The organism is Stenotrophomonas sp. 86156_Sma (assembly GCF_056481625.1).
Window position 1 is genome coordinate 3,268,588 of sequence record NZ_CM151157.1, and the last position, 17,031, is coordinate 3,285,618.

12 protein-coding genes are annotated in these 17,031 nt (G+C 64.7%); 5 read left to right on the plus strand and 7 right to left on the minus strand.

Annotated elements, in window-relative coordinates:
• The first annotated feature begins 13 nt into the window (after positions 1-13).
• Positions 14-3,187 carry a multidrug efflux RND transporter permease subunit gene (locus ACZK33_RS15190; RefSeq protein WP_423174808.1) on the plus strand — a complete coding sequence of 1,058 codons (3,174 nt, stop codon included), beginning with the start codon at positions 14-16 and terminating at the stop codon, positions 3,185-3,187.
• Between the two features lie 403 nt (positions 3,188-3,590).
• Positions 3,591-4,508: a hypothetical protein gene (locus ACZK33_RS15195; protein WP_121505192.1), complete on the plus strand. Its 918-nt coding sequence runs from the start codon at positions 3,591-3,593 to the stop codon at positions 4,506-4,508.
• 45 nt (positions 4,509-4,553) lie between these two features.
• Here the strand turns inward: ACZK33_RS15195 and ACZK33_RS15200 are convergent, their stop codons facing one another.
• Positions 4,554-5,702: an acyl-CoA dehydrogenase family protein gene (locus tag ACZK33_RS15200; RefSeq protein ID WP_049422068.1), complete on the minus strand. Its 1,149-nt coding sequence runs from the start codon at positions 5,700-5,702 to the stop codon at positions 4,554-4,556.
• Positions 5,703-5,855: 153 nt separating this feature from the next.
• On the opposite strand from ACZK33_RS15200, the gene ACZK33_RS15205 reads away from it, so the two are divergent.
• From ACZK33_RS15205 to metH, 3 genes are read left to right on the plus strand one after another with little or no spacing between them, the layout of a single operon-like run.
• Complete coding sequence (locus tag ACZK33_RS15205) at positions 5,856-6,785, plus strand: ArsR/SmtB family transcription factor (protein ID WP_032127664.1); 930 nt, start codon at positions 5,856-5,858, stop codon at positions 6,783-6,785.
• A gap of 13 nt (positions 6,786-6,798) precedes the next feature.
• Complete coding sequence (locus tag ACZK33_RS15210) at positions 6,799-7,890, plus strand: homocysteine S-methyltransferase family protein (protein ID WP_049422067.1); 1,092 nt, start codon at positions 6,799-6,801, stop codon at positions 7,888-7,890.
• A gap of 57 nt (positions 7,891-7,947) precedes the next feature.
• Positions 7,948-10,632 (plus strand): methionine synthase, encoded by a 2,685-nt coding sequence (gene metH / locus ACZK33_RS15215; protein ID WP_478453553.1) that lies wholly within the window; start codon positions 7,948-7,950, stop codon positions 10,630-10,632.
• A 213-nt stretch (positions 10,633-10,845) separates the two neighbouring features.
• On the opposite strand, the gene ACZK33_RS15220 is transcribed toward metH, so the two are convergent.
• The 6 genes from ACZK33_RS15220 to ACZK33_RS15245 form a co-directional block, all read right to left on the minus strand.
• Positions 10,846-12,918 carry an acyltransferase family protein gene (locus ACZK33_RS15220; RefSeq protein WP_423174806.1) on the minus strand — a complete coding sequence of 691 codons (2,073 nt, stop codon included), beginning with the start codon at positions 12,916-12,918 and terminating at the stop codon, positions 10,846-10,848.
• A 47-nt stretch (positions 12,919-12,965) separates the two neighbouring features.
• Positions 12,966-13,655 carry a DUF2058 domain-containing protein gene (locus tag ACZK33_RS15225; RefSeq protein WP_032127660.1) on the minus strand — a complete coding sequence of 230 codons (690 nt, stop codon included), beginning with the start codon at positions 13,653-13,655 and terminating at the stop codon, positions 12,966-12,968.
• Between the two features lie 10 nt (positions 13,656-13,665).
• Positions 13,666-13,905, minus strand: coding sequence for a SlyX family protein (locus ACZK33_RS15230; protein ID WP_019660397.1), 240 nt, complete (start codon positions 13,903-13,905; stop codon positions 13,666-13,668).
• Positions 13,898-15,247 carry a UDP-glucose dehydrogenase family protein gene (locus tag ACZK33_RS15235; RefSeq protein ID WP_032127659.1) on the minus strand — a complete coding sequence of 450 codons (1,350 nt, stop codon included), beginning with the start codon at positions 15,245-15,247 and terminating at the stop codon, positions 13,898-13,900. The genes ACZK33_RS15230 and ACZK33_RS15235 overlap by 8 nt, the downstream gene beginning before the upstream one ends.
• 23 nt (positions 15,248-15,270) lie before the next feature.
• On the minus strand, positions 15,271-16,248 hold the full coding sequence (locus ACZK33_RS15240) for an FKBP-type peptidyl-prolyl cis-trans isomerase N-terminal domain-containing protein (protein WP_019337358.1): 978 nt from the start codon (positions 16,246-16,248) through the stop codon (positions 15,271-15,273).
• Between the two features lie 96 nt (positions 16,249-16,344).
• On the minus strand, positions 16,345-16,932 hold the full coding sequence (locus ACZK33_RS15245) for a glutathione peroxidase (RefSeq protein ID WP_019337359.1): 588 nt from the start codon (positions 16,930-16,932) through the stop codon (positions 16,345-16,347).
• Between the last annotated feature and the right edge of the window lie 99 nt (positions 16,933-17,031).

Genomic DNA, 17,031 nt, shown 5'->3' on the forward strand with positions numbered 1-17,031 from the left:
GGAACCTTCCGTCATGCCTAAATTTTTCATCGAACATCCAGTCTTCGCCTGGGTGGTTGCGATCCTGATCTCGCTCAGCGGCGTGATCGCGATCCTCAACCTGGGCGTGGAGTCCTATCCCAACATCGCCCCGCCGCAGGTCACCGTCTCGGCGACCTATCCGGGTGCCAGTGCGGACACCACGGAGAAATCGGTCACCCAGGTGATCGAGCAGCAGCTGACCGGTATCGATCACCTGCTGTACTTCAGCTCATCGTCCGCCTCCAACGGCCGTGCGCAGATCACCCTGACCTTCGAGACGGGTACCGATCCGGACATCGCCCAGGTGCAGGTGCAGAACAAGGTCTCGCTGGCCACGCCACGACTGCCTTCGGAGGTGACCCAGCAGGGCGTGGTGGTGGCCAAGGCCAACGCCGGCTTCCTGATGGTGGTGGCGCTGCAGTCCGATACCCCGACCATCAACCGTGATGCGCTGAACGACATCGTTGGTTCGCGCGTGCTCGACCAGGTCTCGCGTATCCCCGGCGTCGGCAGCACCCAGCAGTTCGGTTCCGAGTACGCCATGAACATCTGGCTGAATCCGGAAAAGATGCAGGGTTATGGCCTCTCGGCCAGCCAGGTGCTCGCCGCGGTGCGTGCGCAGAACGTGCAGTTCGCTGCCGGTGCGCTGGGTTCGGACCCGTCGCCGGAAGGCCAGCACTTCACCGCCACGGTCTCGGCCGAGGGCCGCTTCAGCTCGCCGCAGGAGTTCGAGAACATCATCCTGCGCGCCAACGCTGACGGCTCGCGCGTGCTGCTGAAGGACATCGCCCGCGTTGCCTTCGGTGCCAACAACTACGGTTTCGACACCCAGTACAACGGCAAGCCGACCGGTGCCTTCGCCATCCAGCTGCTGCCGGGCGCCAACGCCCTGAACGTGGCCGATGCGGTGCGCGCCAAGATGGACGAGCTGCAGCCCAGCTTCCCGTCCGGGGTGACCTGGTTCTCGCCGTACGACAGCACCACCTTCGTCAAGATCTCCATCCAGGAAGTGGTCAAGACACTGTTCGAAGCGGTGTTCCTGGTGTTCCTGGTGATGCTGATCTTCCTGCAGAACTTCCGCGCCACCCTGATCCCTACCCTGGTCATCCCGGTGGCCCTGCTCGGCACCTTCCTGGGCATGTGGATGATCGGCTTCACGATCAACCAGCTGACCCTGTTCGCGATGGTGCTGGCGATCGGCATCGTGGTCGATGACGCGATCGTGGTGATCGAGAACGTCGAACGCATCATGACCGAGGAAGGCCTGGCGCCGAAGCCGGCCACGCAGAAGGCGATGACCCAGATCACCGGCGCGGTGGTGGCGATCACCGTCGTACTGGCCGCGGTGTTCATCCCGTCCGCCCTGCAGGGCGGCGCCGCCGGTGAGATCTACAAGCAGTTCGCGCTGACCATCGCCATCTCGATGGCGTTCTCGGCGTTCCTGGCTCTGGGCTTCACCCCGGCGCTGTGCGCGACCTTCCTCAAGCCGACGCACAACGACAACCCGAACATCATCTACCGCACCTTCAACAAGTACTACGACAAGATCAGCCATACCTATGTGGGGCACATCACTTCGGCGGTGCGCCATGCACCGCGCTGGATGATCCTGTTCGTGGTGCTGACCGCACTGTGCGGCTTCCTGTTCACCCGCATGCCGGGCAGCTTCCTGCCGGAAGAAGACCAGGGCTATGCGCTGGCGATCGTGCAGTTGCCGCCGGGCTCGACCAAGGGCCAGACCAACGAAGTGTTCGCGCAGATGCGTGGCATCCTGGAAAAGCAGGACGGCTATGAAGGCATGCTGCAGGTGGCCGGTTTCAGCTTCGTCGGTTCCGGCGAGAACGTGGGCATGGGCTTCATCCGCCTGAAGCCATGGGAGGAACGCAAGTTCACCGCGCCCGAGTTCATCCAGAACATGAACGGCGCGTTCTACGGCATCAAGGAAGCGCAGATCTTCGTGGTCAACCTGCCCACCGTGCAGGGCCTCGGCCAGTTCGGCGGCTTCGACATGTGGCTGCAGGACCGCAGCGGTGCCGGCTACGAGCAGCTGACCCAGGCGCGCAACATCCTGCTTGGCCAGGCTGCGCAGAAGCCCGACCATCTGGTGGGCGTACGCCCGAACGGCCTGGAAAACGCCCCGCAGCTGCAGCTGCATGTCGACCGCGTGCAGGCGCAGTCGATGGGCATGTCGGTGTCGGACGTGTACAGCACCATCCAGCTGATGCTGGCCCCGGTGTACGTGAACGACTTCTTCTACGAAGGCCGCATCAAGCGCGTGACCATGCAGGCCGATGGTCCGTACCGCACCGGCCAGGAGTCGCTGAAGAGCTTCTACAGCCCGTCCAGCCTGACCACGAATGCCGACGGCACCAATGCGATGATCCCGCTCAATACGGTGGTCAAGTCCGAATGGGTGTCGGCACCGCCGTCGCTGAGCCGCTACAACGGCTACTCGGCGATCAACATCGTCGGCTCGCAGGCACCGGGCACCAGCTCGGGTGAGGCGATGCAGACCATGGAAGGCATCGTCAACGACGATCTGCCGGCTGGCTTCGGCTACGACTGGTCGGGCATGTCCTACCAGGAAATCCTGGCCGGCAACGCGGCGACGCTGCTGCTGGTGCTGTCGATCGTGGTGGTGTTCCTGTGCCTGGCCGCGTTGTATGAAAGCTGGTCGATCCCGGTGGCGGTGCTGTTGGTGGTGCCGCTTGGCGTGCTTGGCGCCCTCGGCCTGTCGATGCTGCGTGGCCTGCCGAACGATCTGTTCTTCAAGATCGGCCTGATCACCGTGATCGGCCTGGCCGCGAAGAACGCGATCCTGATCGTGGAGTTCGCGGTGGAGCAGCGCGCAGCAGGCAAGACCCTGCGCGATGCCACCATCGAGGCGGCACGCCTGCGTTTCCGACCGATCCTGATGACCTCGTTCGCGTTCATCATGGGCGTGATCCCGATGGCGATCTCCGCCGGCGCCGGCGCCAACTCCCGCCACGCCATCGGTACCGGCGTGATCGGCGGCATGCTGTTCGCCACCCTGCTCGGCCTGCTGATGATCCCGGTGTTCTTCGTGGTCGTGCGCCGCATGCTGGGTGACAAGCTGGATGAGTCCTCCAAGGAATTCATGGAGCGCCAGCGCGACGCGGAAGCCGCGCACCGCCCGGATCGTTGATCCGGCGGTGAGTTGAAACGAAAAGGCCCCGGAGCGATCCGGGGCCTTTTTTCTTGCCGCATGGTAGATGGTTCGCCAACCCAGGTTGGCACCTGCCAATGCTGCGGCTGACCCGGTAGTCGCCAACCTTGGTTGGCGCTTTGCAGTGCCACGTGTCAGCGCAGCAGTGCAACCACGGTGCCTATGGTGGCGCCGGAGGCAGGTCGCATCCAGCCCACATTGCGAACACCGGACCGCTGCACCGTATGGGATCGCACGCCACACTCGCGCTCAAGGCGTCTCCCGGGTTCGCAGACAACCCCAACGTTGGATTTCTGGCTGCGCAGAGGTCCGATACGTCGTGATCGTTGCTATCCAGATGTTTCTACGGCAATCGATCCGATGCCGTCCCAGGAGACAAATCATGGATGGAAAAGCTCTACGATTCTTCAGCCGCACCGCTCTGCTGCTCAGCACGTTGTTTGCAGCCGGCAGTATCCAGGAAGCCCGCGCCAAGGGCGTCCTCGTCTGCGACAACTGTCGTGACCCGCGCGCATTGGCACTTTCCTCGGGCACGGGGCCCACCATCGTCGCCGACTTCCAGCAGCGCCGGATTCATGGTTTCGATGTGGAGTACGATCGCGAGCTACGTCGCTACCGCGCAACAAGGGCGCAGATTCCCGGGCCAATCAACGCATCCTTCAATCGAATCATGGGCATGCTCGACAACAACGTGCCAAGCGTACAGTTCGCGCCGCGGCAGTGGGCCGGAAGAGGAATCCAGTACGAGGTGCATCCAGATGATCCGCAATTCGCCAACGGCATAAGCTTTCCGGAAGAGCACAAGAGCCTCAACGCCTACGATGTCGTTCAGATGGCCACGGAGCGATCAAGACTGGAAGGTGATATTGGCAAGGCGTTCACAGGCGCAACGACTTCGTCGGCCGCCTGGAACAGCATGGCGACGTTCCTTTCGTCGATCGGACTGAGCTTCGTCAGCAAGACCATCGGCATTGACAGCGCCATCTATCGGATCACATGGCGCGATGGTTCAAAAACCACGCTGGTCATCACGCCTTCTGCGGTTGATAGAGCCCGCTATGTGCAAGGTGAAAGCCTTGACGCCAAGGGCAACAAGATTCCGGATGGTGCGGCAACCGATCCGGATTTGGCCCGGAACTTCATCGGCAGCTATCGCTTCGACGATCACGACGAGCTCGAACGATGGGTGGACTCGGCCCGGCTCTATGGCGTGACCATGCATCCGGGAATGCCACAGGAATCACTTCAGATCGTCTGTGAATGGAATGGAAAGGATATTGTTTGCCGATTGCCACGTTGATCGTACAAAAGAAACGGGGCGGCAATCGCCGCCCCGTCGGGTCCATCAGCGCAGCCCGGTCTCGTTGCGGGCGATCACCAGGCGCTGGATTTCCGAGGTGCCCTCGTAGATCTCGGTGATCTTGGCATCACGGAAGTAGCGCTCCAGCGGCATTTCCTTCGAATACCCCATGCCGCCATGAATCTGCACGGCCTGGTGGGTGATCCACATCGCCGCTTCCGAGGCGGTCAGCTTGGCCACCGCTGCTTCGGTGCTGAAGCGCTTGCCCTGGCCCTTCACCCATGCCGCGCGCAGGGTCAGCAGCAGCGCCGCGTCCAGCTTGCACTTCATGTCGGCGATCTTGGCCTGGGTCATCTGGAAGGTACCGATGGCCGCGCCGAACGCCTTGCGCTCCTTCACGTACTCCAGGGTCGCTTCATAGGCGGCACGGGCGATGCCGATGGCCTGCGAGGCGATACCGATGCGGCCAGCATCGAGCACGCTCATCGCGATCTTGAAGCCCTCGCCTTCCTGGCCCAGCACGTCTTCAGCCTGCGCCACGTAGTCGTTGAATTCGATCTCGCAGGTGGCCGAAGCGCGGATGCCGAGCTTCGGCTCGGTCTTGCCGCGACCGAAGCCCGCCTTGTCGGTATCGATGATGAAGGCGGTGATGCCGCGCGCGCCCTTGTCCGGCTCGCTCATTGCGAACAGCACGATGTACTTGGCCACCGGGCCGGAGGTGATCCAGCTCTTCTTGCCGTTGATGACGAAGGTGCCATCGGCCTGCTTCACTGCGCGGCAACGCATGGCCGTGGCGTCCGAACCGGACTGCGGCTCGGTCAGCGCGAACGCGCCGATGGCCTCGCCTTCGGCGATGGCACGCACGTAGGTCTGCTTCTGTTCCTCGGTACCGTGGGTGAGGATGCCGTTGCAGAACAGCGAGTTGTTGACCGACATGATGGTCGAATGGGCTGCGTCGGCGGCGGCGACCTCCACCATCGCCAACACGTACGCCACCGGGTCCATGCCCGCGCCACCGTATTCGGTCGGCACTTCGATGCCCATCAGGCCGTTTTCGCCCAGCAGGCGGATGTTGTCCAGCGGGAACTCGCCGGTGCGGTCATGGTGCTCCGCGCTGGGGGCGATCTTTTCCTGCGCGATGCGCCGCGCCACGTCCTGCAGCATCAACTGCTCTTCAGTAAAGCTGAAATCCACAACACCCTCCCGGGTACATGAAGTTATGGGCCGCGCACCGCGCGCCCAGGTGCCTCGATTGTACCGGGGCCCGCCAGTTTCCGTACGCCAGCGACTTGACCGCGGTAGGCGTTCTCAGCGAATATATCTCTATATCGCGATAGGTAGATATTTATGGATCTGGAAGACTGGTCGACCCGCCTCAAGGTGTTCGCCGATGCCACCCGCGTGCGCTTGCTGGCGCTGCTGGAGCAGGAGGAACTGACCGTGGCCGAACTGTCGGCGATCACCCGGCTGGCACAGCCGCGGGTGTCCACCCACCTGGCGCGCCTGAAGGAAGCCGGCCTGGTCCGCGACCGCCGTGCGGGCGTGTCGGCCTATTACCGCTTCGACGAGGCCCAGCTGGACCCGGCGCAGCGTGCATTGTGGCATGCCTTGAGCAATGGAAGCGACGACCCGTTGCTGCGGCAGGACGCTGAACGTGTCGCCGCCGTGCTGGCCCACCGTGCCTCCGACCAGAACTGGGCCGACAGCGTGGCCGGCGACATGGAGCGCCACTATTCTCCCGGCCGCACCTGGGAAGCCCTCGCGCGTACCGCGTTGCCGCTGCTGGAGACCGGCGACGTGCTGGACATCGCCTCCGGTGACGGTGTACTGGCCGAACTCGTCGCCCCGCATGCCAAGCGCTACATCTGCATCGATACCAGCGCGCGCGTGGTTGCCGCCGCTAGCGAGCGCCTGCGCCGCCTGCCCAATGTGGAAGTGCGCGAGGGCGACATGCATGCGCTGCCGTTCAAGGACGGCAGCTTCGACCTGGTGGTGCTGATGCATGCGCTCACCTACGCCAGCAAACCGGCGCAGGCGGTGACCGAAGCCGCGCGCGTGCTGCGCTCCGGCGGCCGCCTGCTGCTGTGCAGCCTGGCCCGCCACGAGCACAAGGCGGCGGTGGAGGCCTACGGCCACGTCAACCTCGGCTTCAGCGACAAGGAGCTGCGCAGGTTCGTCGACAAGGCCGGCCTGCAGGTATCCAGCCTGGAGACGGTCACCCGCGAAAAGCGTCCGCCGCACTTCGAAGTGATTTCACTGATCGCCAACAAGCCCTGAGCCCGAGATCGCCATGCCTGCCCTGCCCTGGTTGCATCCTGATCGTGCCAACGCCCTGCTCGACGCCCTGCGCGAGCGGATCCTGATCATCGACGGCGCGATGGGCACCATGATCCAGCGCCATGGCCTGCAGGAAGACGACTACCGCGGCGAGCGCTTCGCCGGTGGCTACGATCATGTGCATGGCCCCGCTTGCGACCACGCCGTGCAGGAAGGGCATGACCTGAAGGGCAACAACGATCTGCTGCTGCTGACCCGGCCGCAGATCGTCGCCGACATCCATACCGCCTACCTGGAAGCGGGCGCGGATCTGGTCGAGACCAACACGTTCAACGCCACGTCGGTCAGCCAGGCCGACTACCACCTCGAACACCTGGTGTACGAATTGAACAAGGCTGGCGCAGCGGTGGCACGCACCTGCTGCGATACAGTAGCCGCAACCACACCAGGCAAGCCACGCTTCGTGATCGGGGTGATCGGCCCGACCAGCCGCACCGCCTCGATCAGTCCCGATGTCAACGATCCGGGCTTTCGCAACACCAGCTTCGACGAGCTTCGCGACACGTACCGCGAAGCCATTGACGGCCTGATCGACGGCGGCGCCGACACCATCATGGTCGAGACCATCTTCGACACGCTCAATGCCAAGGCCGCGCTGTATGCACTGGAGGAGGCCTTCGATGCACGCGGCGCAAGGTTGCCCGTGATGATCTCCGGCACCATCACTGATGCCTCGGGACGCACGCTGTCCGGGCAGACCGCCGAGGCCTTCCACGCGTCGCTCGCGCATGCGCGCCCATTGTCGATCGGCCTGAACTGCGCACTGGGTGCCGATGCGATGCGCCCGCACGTGGAAACCCTTTCGCAGGTCGCCGACTGCTACGTCAGCGCGCACCCCAACGCAGGCCTGCCCAATGCCTTCGGCGAGTACGACGAGACGCCCGAGGACATGGCCAGCACCCTGCGCGGTTTCGCCGAGGATGGCCTGTTGAACCTGGTCGGTGGCTGCTGTGGCTCCACCCCTGACCACATCCGCGCAATCGCCGAGGCCGTGGCCGGGCTGCCGCCGCGCGCCCTGCCCGGTGTCCAGGAGCAGGCCGCATGAATGTCGCCGCCACCGTTCCGCACTTCCCGCCCTATTGCTGTTGAGCTGACGCCTGCCATGACGCCTGTCCGCCCTACCCGCCTGTCCGGCCTGGAGCCTCTGGTCATCACTCCGGACCTGCTGTTCATCAACGTCGGCGAACGCACCAACGTTACCGGCAGCGCGCAGTTCCGCAAGCTGGTCAAGGAAGGCCGCTACGAAGAAGCGGTGGACGTGGCCCGCCAGCAGGTGGCCAGCGGTGCGCAGATCCTCGACGTCAACATGGACGAGGGCCTGATCGATTCGGAAGCGGCGATGACCCGCTACCTCAACCTGATCATGTCCGAGCCGGACATCGCCCGTATTCCGGTGATGATCGACTCCTCCAAGTGGAGCGTGATCGAGGCCGGCCTGAAGTGCCTGCAGGGCAAGAGCGTGGTCAATTCGATCTCGCTGAAGGAAGGCGAGGCGCTGTTCCGCGAGCACGCACGCAAGGTCCTGCGCTATGGCGCGGCCGCGGTGGTGATGGCATTCGACGAAAGCGGCCAGGCTGACACCTGCGCACGCAAGGTCGAGATCTGCACCCGCGCCTACCGCATCCTGGTCGACGAGATCGGATTCCCACCGCAGGACATCATCTTCGACCCGAACATCTTCGCCGTCGCCACCGGCATCGAAGAGCACGACAACTATGCGGTGGACTTCATCGAAGCCACCCGCATCATCAAGCAGACGCTGCCGCACTGCCATGTGTCCGGCGGTGTTTCCAACGTCTCGTTCTCGTTCCGCGGCAACGAAACGGTGCGCCAGGCCATCCACTCGGTGTTCCTGTACCACGCCATTGCCGCCGGCATGGACATGGGCATCGTCAACGCCGGCGCCATGCCGATCTACGACGAACTGGAACCGGAACTGCGCGAGCGCGTGGAGGATGTGATCCTCAACCGCCGCAGCGATGCCACCGAGCGCCTGCTGGAAATCGCCGAGCGCTACAAGGGCAAGAAGGGCGCGGCGAAGACCGAAGACCTCGCTTGGCGCGAGAAGCCGGTGGCGCAGCGCCTGGCGCACGCGCTGGTGCACGGCCTGGATGCCTTCGTGGAAGAAGACACCGAACTGGCCCGGCAGGCGTCCAGCCGCCCGCTGGACGTGATCGAAGGTCCGTTGATGGATGGCATGAACGTGGTCGGCGACCTGTTCGGCGCCGGCAAGATGTTCCTGCCGCAGGTGGTGAAATCCGCGCGCGTGATGAAGAAGGCCGTGGCCTACCTGCTGCCCTACATCGAGGCCGAGAAGGCGCGCAGTGGCGACACCGCCAAGAGCAACGGCAAGATCATCATGGCCACGGTGAAGGGTGATGTGCATGACATCGGCAAGAACATCGTCGGCGTAGTCCTGGCCTGCAACAACTTCGAGGTGGTCGACCTTGGCGTGATGGTGCCGGCGCAGAAGATCCTTGATGCCGCGCGCGAGCACAACGCCGACCTGATCGGCCTGTCCGGCCTGATCACTCCATCACTGGAAGAGATGAGCCACGTGGCCCTGGAGATGCAGCGCCAGGGCTTCGACCTGCCGCTGCTGATCGGTGGAGCGACCACCTCGCGCGCGCACACCGCGCTGAAGATCGACCCACATTACAAGGCGCCCACGGTGTGGGTGAAGGACGCCTCGCGCGCGGTCGGCGTGGCCCAGTCGCTGATCTCGCGTGACCTGCGCGAGGCCTTCGTAGCCGCCAACGAGGCCGACTATGCCGAGATCCGCGCGCGCCATCGCAACCGTGGCGATGCCAAGCGCCTGGTTTCGCTGGAACACGCGCGTGGGCAGAAATTCCAGGGGGGCTGGGACACCTACACGCCGCCGGCACCGAACCAGCCCGGCCTGCACGTATTTGACGACTACCCGCTGGCCGAACTGGTCGACTACATCGACTGGACGCCGTTCTTCCAGGCCTGGGAGCTGGCCGGCAAGTTCCCGGCCATCCTCACCGACGAAATCGTCGGCACCCAGGCCAGCGATCTGTACAGGGACGCCCGCGCGATGCTTGAGCGCATCGTCAATGAGAAATGGCTGACCGCCAAGGCCGTGTTCGGCCTGTGGCCGGCCAACAGCATCGGCGACGACGTGCGCGTGCAGCACCCGCAGGGCGAAACCACCCTGCACTTCCTGCGCCAGCAGGTGGACAAGCCGGCCGAGCGCCCGGATTTCTGCCTGGCCGATTTCATCGCCCCGGCCGACAGCGGCAAGCAGGATTGGATCGGCGCCTTCGCCGTCACTGCCGGCATCGGCATCGACGCGCACGTAGCGCGCTTCGAAGCCGACCACGATGACTACAACGCGATTCTGCTGAAGGCCCTCGCCGATCGCTTCGCCGAAGCGCTGGCCGAGCGCATGCACCAGCGCGTGCGTACCGAATTCTGGGGCCATGAGCACGCCGAGACTCTGGACAACGAGGCGCTGATCGACGAGCAGTACAGCGGCATCCGCCCGGCACCGGGTTACCCCGCCTGCCCGGAGCACAGCGAAAAGCGACGCCTGTTCGACCTGCTGCAGGCCGAAGCCAACGCCGGCATGGAACTGACCGAGAGCTTCGCGATGCTGCCTACGGCGGCCGTTTCGGGCTACTACTTCAGCCATCCGCAGAGCCAGTACTTCGTGGTCGGCCGCCTCAGCCGCGAGCAGATCAGCGACTACGCCCGCCGCAAGGGCGTGGACCGCGCCCAGGCCGAGCGCTGGCTGGCCTCCAACCTCGACTACGATCCCGAATGACACAAAAAGGGGACGGAGGGGATTAAGTCGTTTGTGCCCAAAACGACTTAATCCCCTCCGTCCCCTTTTCGCTTCATCATTGCGCTGGGCTTTGACGGTTTCTCGTCCGGTGTCGTTTGCCCTGGTCGGCGCACTGCTGTGCTTCTTCGCACCGAGCCTGCCACTGATCCGCGCACGCCGGAGCCGCTTCAAGGCCTGACGCCGGCGCCGGTCCTACTGCTGCAGCAGTACCTGCTGCAGCGACGGCAGCAGCACACGGTTGCCATGCGCGCTGAGGTGATCGCCATCGAAGAACAACGGCCGGCCATCGCGCTGCGCCGGGCACAGCACGTCATCACACAGCACCGGCATCGGATCCCACAGCACACCCCCTGGCAGGCCATCGACCACCTGCTGCAGGCTGCCCAGCATCGGCGCACGCAGCGTTTCCATCGCCTCACGCGTGCTGTCCAGGCCGTTGCGGCAGACCTCGTTGCGTGAATTGAAGCGGTCAGAGCAGCGATACGGCGGCGCCGGCAGCACCGGTTTGGGGGCTTCCAGTACGATGCGTACACCGCGCTCGGCCAACGGTTTCCACTGGGTGATCGCCTCGGCCACTTCGGCCTCGCGTCCTGCAGTGGCTTCCGGGGTCAGCTCGCCCGCCAGCTGCGCCTGCGCATCGAACAATACGAACTGATCGGACAAGCGCGGTATCCGCAGCGACACCAGCACCACGGCATCACCTGGCTGCGCACGCTGCGTGACATCGGCGAGCATCGCTGCGTCGAAATCACTGCAACCGGCACCCGCGCCGCGCCACTTCTGCAGGCTCACCTGCGGGCATCCACCACGACCGTAGAGAATCACCTCCGAGCCACTCTCAAGCGCCAGCCGCTGCAGCAGCTCGATGTAGGCCATTGCATGCGAATCGCCAGCAACGAACACCTGCTTCGGCGCACCGGCAGGCACCGGCCGATCGCAGTCACCACGCGCATAGGTCCGCATGCTGCCACCTTCGAAGCGTCGCTTGGTGGTCACCAGGCTGCAGTCGGGATAGTCGCCTGCCACGCTCTTGCCGTTGGGATACCAGTCGCCGGGATGCCGACTGACCGTGCTCAGTGATATCCGCGGTGCCTGCAGGTACAGCAGCGTCTGGGTGCCGGCCGCGACCAGCAGCACAGCCGAACCTGCCAGCACCCAGCGACCCGGGCGCAGACGCTGCGCCAAGGGGCCCCGGAACGGTTGCTCCACCCAGCGCCACGACAACCACGACAGCAGCAGCACCAGCGCCATCGCAGCGCTCATCTGCAGGGGTGTCTGCAGGCCCACGGTCCAGCGCATCAGCACGAGTACCGGCCAGTGCCACAGATACAGCGAGTACGACAGCAGGCCGATGGAGCGCATCGGCCTGCTGGCCAACAGGCGTGCCACCCAGGACCGGGGATGATGATGCAGCGCCCACAGCAGGCCTGCCGCAGCAAAGGTCGGCAGCAGGCCATCAGGCCACGGCGAACGTCCGGCCCGTGCGGTCCACAATGCCCAGCACAGCAAGGCCAGCGCCACCATCGCGAGCAGCGAGAACACGGGCACAGCGCGCTTCAGTGCAATCGTCGTCACCGCATCCACTGGCTGGCGAACATGCAGCAGCTGGAACAGCAGTACGCCAACACCCAGCTGCCACAGCCGCGTAGTGGTGGCGTAGAACGCCCACGATGGCGGCGCCTCGCGCAGGCCCAGCACCGCCGCATGCAGCAGCGACGCCGCGCTGACCATGGCAAACAGGCCAAGGCTGATCCAACGCCCGCGCACGCCGCGCGCCCAGGCCAGGAACAGCAGCGGGAACAGCAGGTAGAACTGCTCCTCCACGCCCAGCGACCAGGTATGGGTATAGGGATTGAATTCGGCCTTGGGCGCGAAATAATCGTTGCCGATCAGCGCCAGCACCCAGTTGCTGAAGCCGAAGAATGCCATCAGCCCGGTCTTGTCACTGGCCTCGCTGAGCCAGGACTCGGGAATGAACAGCACGCTGCCGACGGCGGTCAACAGCAGGCAGCTGATCAGCGCAGGTGCGATGCGGCGGATGCGACGCGAATAGAAGCGCAGCATCGACTGCCACAGCGACAACGGCGGCAGCCGGTGCACCGACGCGCTGACCACGAACCCGGAAATGACGAAGAACACGTCTACGCCGGTGAACCCGCCCGGCAACCAGGCCGGGTCCAGGTGGAACACGATGACGGCCAGCACGGCAATCGCGCGCAGGCCGTCAATGTGCGGCACGTAGCCACGGCTTGGATCAGCGGTCATCCCTTCCCCCAACCGCGGGGGCAGTGCCGTCCGCGGTGGTTGCGCCTTTACCAGACCAGGTCGTCCGGCACCTGGTACTGCGGATCCGCATACGGATCTTCCTCGGCCGGCGCATTCGGATCGACCTTCAGCGCCACCGAGGCGGCGAACACCGCCTCGGACTGTGCCAGCACGTCGGCCGTTACCAGCAGGTAGCGGCCATTGAGCTGGACCACACCCAGCTCACCGGCATTGAGCGCGGTCAGCTGTTCGGCGGTCACATAGATGCGCTTGATCTTGCCGCCATACGGGAAGTGGCGGGCGATGTCCGCTGCCTCGGCGTTGAGGCTCTTGTCCTTCAGCAGTTCTTCCAGCTTGGCCTTCGCCTCGCGGCGCACGCGTGCTTCTTCCTGCTTCAGGCGCTCGGTCTCGATGCGCTCTTCCTTCTCCCGCTGCGCCCGGATGGCATAGGCCTTGGCCAGGTCCATCTCTTCGGTGCTGCGCGGCTTGCGCGGGCCCTGCTGGCCCTGGCCACCGCGCGCATGCCCGCCGGGCTTGCCCGCGCCATGGCCCTGGCCACGACGCTCACCGGGCTTGTGCTCGCCCTTGCCTGCGCCCTGCGGCTTTCCATTGCCGTTGCCGTTGCCACCCTTGCCCTGCGGGCGGCCATCACGGCGGGGGCCATCATTCTTGCGCTCGGGCTTGGGCGCGGGCTTGAAGCCCAGGCCCATCAGCTGGTCGCGGAGGGTATCGCTCATAGGATTCGGATCAGTAGTGCGGCGGCGGCGGTTCGCTCGCCGGATCGGAAGAATTCAGTGCGTTGCGGACCTTGCCCAGGTCTTCCAGCAGCACGCGCAGCACATCGGCGTTGCGCATGCCCTGCATGCGGGCATCAGCCAGCGCGTCGCTCAGCTCGGCCAGCGCCTGTTCCTGGAAGGACACGCGCATTTCCAGCTCGACCAGGCGCGCTTCCAGCGCCTGCTCGCGTTCAGTGGGCAAATCAGACATGCAACGAGCGCCCCCGGCCAATGCCGTAGTACGCAAGACCTGCGGCTTCCACTTCGCCCGGCTCATACAGGTTGCGGCCGTCGAACACCGCCGCATCCTTCAGCTGCTCGCGCAGCTTCTGGAAGTCGGGGCTGCGGAACTGCTTCCACTCGGTGACCACCACCAGCGCGTCGGCACCCTGCAGCGCTTCATCGGCACTGTTGCAGAACACCAGGTCATCGCGTTCGCCGAAGATGCGCTGCGACTCGTGCATCGCCTCCGGATCGTAGGCACGCACCGTCGCACCGCCTTCCCACAGCTGCGCCAGCAGTCGACGGCTGGAGGCCTCACGCATGTCGTCGGTGTTCGGCTTGAAGGCCAGACCCCATACGGCGAAGGTCTTTCCACGCACGCCCTCGTCCTCGCCCTTGTCGTAATGACGCTGGATGAGGGCAAACAGATGACCCTTCTGCGCATCGTTGACCGCTTCAACCGCATTGAGCAGCTTCGGCTCAAGGCCATACTGCTGGGCGGTACGGGCCAATGCCTGCACATCTTTGGGGAAGCACGAGCCGCCGTAACCGGCACCCGGATAGATGAAGTGCCAGCCGATGCGTGGATCCGAACCAATGCCCTGGCGGACCTGCTCGACATCGGCACCGACGCGTTCAGCGATGTTGGCGATTTCATTCATGAACGAAATCTTGGTCGCCAGCATCGCATTGGCGGCGTACTTGGTCAGTTCGGCCGAACGCACGTCCATTTCCACCACGCGGTCGTGGTTGCGGTTGAACGGCGCGTACAGGCGACGCATCACCGCCACCGACTCTTCGTTCGCCGCACCGATGATGATGCGGTCCGGGCGCATGCAGTCCGCAACCGCATCGCCTTCCTTCAGGAATTCCGGGTTGGACACCACGTCGAAGGCGATGTCCGCGCCACGCGCGGCCAGCTCTTCGGCAATGGCGGCACGCACCTTGTCGGCGGTGCCGACCGGCACCGTCGACTTGTTCACCACCACGGTCGGCACACTCATGTGCCGACCAATGGTCCGGGCTACGGCAAGCACGTATTGAAGATCGGCACTGCCATCCTCGTCCGGCGGCGTACCAACGGCGATGAACACCACCTGGCCGTGATCGATGGCGGCCGCGGCATCCGTGGTGAACGCCAGCCGCGCTGCGGCATGGTTGGCCTTCACCATCGGCTCCAGGCCGGGTTCATAGATCGGGATGATGCCCTGGTTGAGGCCATCCACCTTGGCCTGGTCGATATCGACACAGACCACCTGATGACCAACATCGGCCAGGCAGGTACCGGTCACCAGTCCAACGTAGCCGGTACCAAAAATCGCAACGCGCATATCCGTATTCGCTCCTGAATGACTTACGGCAGAACGCCCAGCAGCTCGACGTCGAACGTCAGAGTCGCGTTCGGGCCGATCGGGCCGCCCGGGGTGCCGTTCTCACCGTAGGCGAGTTCGCCCGGGATCCAGAAGCGGTACTTCGAACCGACCGGCATCAGCGCGACGCCTTCGGTCCAGCCCTTGATCACCTGGTCCAGACCGAACTCGGCCGGCTGGCGGCCGTAGGAACTGTCGAACACGGTGCCGTTGAGCAGCTTGCCTTCGTAGTTCACGCGCACCTTGCTGCTCGGCAGCGGGCGCTCGCCGCTACCCGGGCGGATCACCTGGTACTGCAGGCCCGACGAGGTGGTCACCACGCCCGGCTGGGTCTTGTTCTTGGCCAGGAATGCGTTGCCTTCCGTGCGGTTGGTCTGCGCAGCCTGGGCGGCCTTGGCCTGCATTTCAGCCTGCTTGGCACCCATGAAGGCCTGGATGGTGGCGGTCGCGTCAGCTTCCGTCATCTTCGGCTGGCCCTTGGTCAGGCCGGTGCTGATTGCGTCAAACAACGAGGCGACATCGATATCGTCCTTCAGCTGCGCCAGCGACGGACCCACCGAGTAGGAGCCGATCATCTGCGACACCTTGACGCGGTCGACCTTCGGCGGCTGCGAGCCCGGTGCCACGCCCGGCACCTGCTGGCCGCTGCGGGCCATCACGACCTGGCGCAGGGCGGCATCGGTGGCCTTGGCCTGTTCCTGGGTGATCTGCGGCTGCAGGCCCTCGAACGAACGCTCAACGGCGGTGCGCAGGGCGGCCACATCGATCTCATCGGCGATCGGGGTGAACGACTTGGCGACATCAAGGCCGATGGCGTAGCCGAGCTTCTGCTTGGGGGAATTCAAGGTTGCGGTCTCCTTGGCGGCTGCGGGGGCAGCCGGTTGTTGCGACAGAGCGACACCCGAAGTGCCCATCGCCAGAATCAGAACCGACGCCGCGGCGCCGCGCATTCCCATCTTCATTCGCTGCATTCCTGGAAGTGTCTGGGCGCCGACGTCGGCGCGAAAAGAAACATTGTCGCACGCATGCCGTCGATGTCGAGGCATGCGTGCTGGATATCAATGCGTGGCAGCTGCCGCCAGCGCCTTGTCGATGGCCGCGGTCAGCTGCGGATCGTCCGGCGTCACCTTGCTGGCGAACTGGGCAATGACCTTGCCATCGCGGCCCACGAGGTACTTGTGGAAGTTCCAGGCCGGCGCAACGCCGGTCGCTGCGGTCAACCGCTGGTACAGCGGCGTGGCCTGCGTGCCGACCACATGCACCTTCTCGAACATCGGGAACTTGACGCCGTAGGTCAGGGTGCAGAAGTCCTGGATCTGCTTCTCGTCACCCGGTTCCTGGCCCTTGAAGTCATTGGAAGGAAAGCCCAGCACCGCAAAACCGCGGCCTGCATAGCGCTTCTGCAGCGCCTCCAGCCCTTCGTACTGCGGCGTGTAGCCACACTTGCTGGCGGTGTTGACCACCAGCAGCACCTGCCCGTGATAGCGCTGCTGCAGATTCACCTGCTGCTTGCTGGCCAACGGCCGGTATTCCAGATCGAGCAGGTCGGCCGCCAGCGCACTGGCGGAACCGGCGGCGCCGGCCACCATCAGGGCCAGCAGGGACAGGCCGCGCAGGCGGCACGGGGAAACGGTCGGCAGGGGCATCAGAGGCGGTCCGCGGTAGCCATTCACAAGGCCCGGCCAGTGCTGGCCGGGAATCGGCCGAACTATAGCACCGGGCTCTGCAGCCCCTGATGGCACAGG